Here is a 2,093-nt window from a genome sequence, read left to right as displayed (position 1 = left end):
AATCGCAATTCTCCTAAGATGAATGTTTCCGCAGTCGATCGATTAATTAAGTAATGTTTGAGGTATTTTAGGACACCATTAAATATTGCGATGTCACGACCCTTAGATCCCCGACTTCTTCGAGAAGTCGGGGATCTGTTTCTACTAATTTGTAAGTTATTCCACAATCTCCGGCACAGGAATCGATCGGCTATTATAAAGACTCATAGCCTGCTCGACGCCTTTTTTGAGGCTCATTTCAATCGAATCATTGACTAGTTGAATGACCTCATTCACGATCGGAATTTCGACGACTGAAAATTTACCTAAAACATGAGAAATAGTATCTTTCTCGCCAGCACTTTTACCAATCCCGATTCTAACTCTGGGGAAATCTTGAGTTCCTAAATGAGAAATAATTGACTTCATCCCATTGTGTCCGCCTGCCGAACCAGATAACCGCAATCGAATTTTACCCAGCGGTAAATCGAGATCGTCATAGACGACTAGCACCGATGCAGGCGAGAGCTTGAACCAATCGATAGTCGCACGGACGGATTGACCCGATAGATTCATGAAAGTCTGCGGTTTTAGTAGTCTAATTTTGGCATTGTGACTGCCGAAACCTTCGCCATAAATACCTTGAAATTGCTTGCGTTGGCGTAGCCTCTCCCCTGGAGAATCGCTCAAACTAATCTGCCAGCGTTTTGCCAGGATATCTACAAGATCGAAGCCGACATTATGCCTAGTGCGATCGTATTTAGTACCGGGATTGCCCAGTCCGACAATTAACTGGGGAATTACCAATTCGTCACTCATGATTTAGGGGGTAAGGGATAGGGGATAGAGGGTAGGGAGTTGTTAGGAAAATAGTAAGATTCAAGTTTGGATAATTTCACCCGATCGAACTTGTAGAATCTGGGATGACTCCAACCATTTAGCATCGAAGGCACCTAAATGGGTAGTCGTGATTAATGTTTGAAAGCGATCTTCAATCACACTTAAAAGTTGATTTTGGCGAGTCAGATCGAGTTCGGCTAAGACATCATCGAGGAGCAACAAAGGAGGTTCGCCGACGATTTGTTCGATCAGTTCTAGCTCGGCTAATTTCAGTGCCAGTACGAGGGTACGCTGTTGACCTTGGGAACCGTAAGCTTTGGCGGGAGTATCATTAATAGTCAGTTCGATTTCATCGCGGTGGGGGCCAACTAGAGTCATCCCCAAACTTTGTTCGGCAACTTGGCGCAGCTCTAACCGCTCGGTAAATGCTTGATAAGTCGCTTCGGCAGTATTGTCTGTGGTAATTATATTTGGAGCATAAGTAATTGTTAGTGCTTCGGTCTGCTTGCTAATTTTAGTATGCCATGCTCTGGCGATCGGTGCGAGTCTGTCGATAATCCGCATCCGGCGGCGAATTACTTTCGTCCCAGCTACAATTAATTGATGATTCCAGGAAGCTAATTCTGCCGGATCTAAGTTGCGGTGTTCTGCTTGTTTGAGCAGGCTATTACGTTGCTTTAAGATCCGTTGATATTCATGCAAAATATGTGCGTAAACTGGCTCGATTTGGAATAATAACGAGTCGATCCAGTGTCGGCGCATTTCGGGATTGCCGCGCACTAAATCGAGATCGAGAGCTGAGAATTCGACCGCATTTAAGATGCCTAAAAAGTCTAATTGACGCTTGAGAATTTCATGATTGACAGTTGCCGTTCTGCGGCCTTTATCTCTGAGGAGAAGATTGAGATCGATCGAGCCGTGTCTGCGAGTGAGTTGAGCGGTAATTTTACTTTCGGTTTCACCAGTGAGGACTAAATCTCGATCGCGCGTCACGCGATGACTCTTAAGTGTCGATAACAATTCAACAGCTTCTAAGAGATTGGATTTACCTTGAGCATTATCTCCCAATAAAATTGTTTTAGGCGCAGAAAAAATAACTTCCTGCTCCCGATAGTTCCGAAAATGACGCAGATGGAGACGATTCAAATACACGAGCTAGGGGATAGAGAATAGGGAATATTTGCAAGCATGTAGGGTGTGTTATCGCGAAGCGTAACGCACCGAAACTAGTTGTTTTACAACCATAAAATAGGATGTGTTATCGCGAAGAGTAA

Annotated in this window: 2 protein-coding genes; both read right to left on the bottom strand. The window is 44.2% G+C overall.

The annotated features are described in order from the left end of the window. Positions 1-156: 156 nt before the first annotated feature. Positions 157-798, bottom strand: a complete 642-nt coding sequence (gene pth, locus RMO84_RS02555) for an aminoacyl-tRNA hydrolase (protein WP_310486887.1) — start codon at positions 796-798, stop codon at positions 157-159. A 60-nt stretch (positions 799-858) separates the two neighbouring features. Continuing rightward, positions 859-1,971, bottom strand: coding sequence for a DNA replication/repair protein RecF (gene recF, locus RMO84_RS02550; RefSeq protein ID WP_310486886.1), 1,113 nt, complete (start codon positions 1,969-1,971; stop codon positions 859-861). Positions 1,972-2,093 lie beyond the last annotated feature (122 nt).

Origin of the sequence: Chamaesiphon sp. VAR_69_metabat_338 (assembly GCF_031423935.1) — a bacterium.
Lineage (GTDB): Bacteria > Cyanobacteriota > Cyanobacteriia > Cyanobacteriales > Chamaesiphonaceae > Chamaesiphon.
This window is presented reverse-complemented; position numbering and strand designations above follow the sequence as displayed.

Excerpts from the sequence above, each read along its gene's own strand:
- pth (WP_310486887.1), bottom strand. The coding sequence starts at position 798 with ATGAGTGACGAATTGGTAATTCCCCAGTTAATTGTCGGACTGGGCAAT.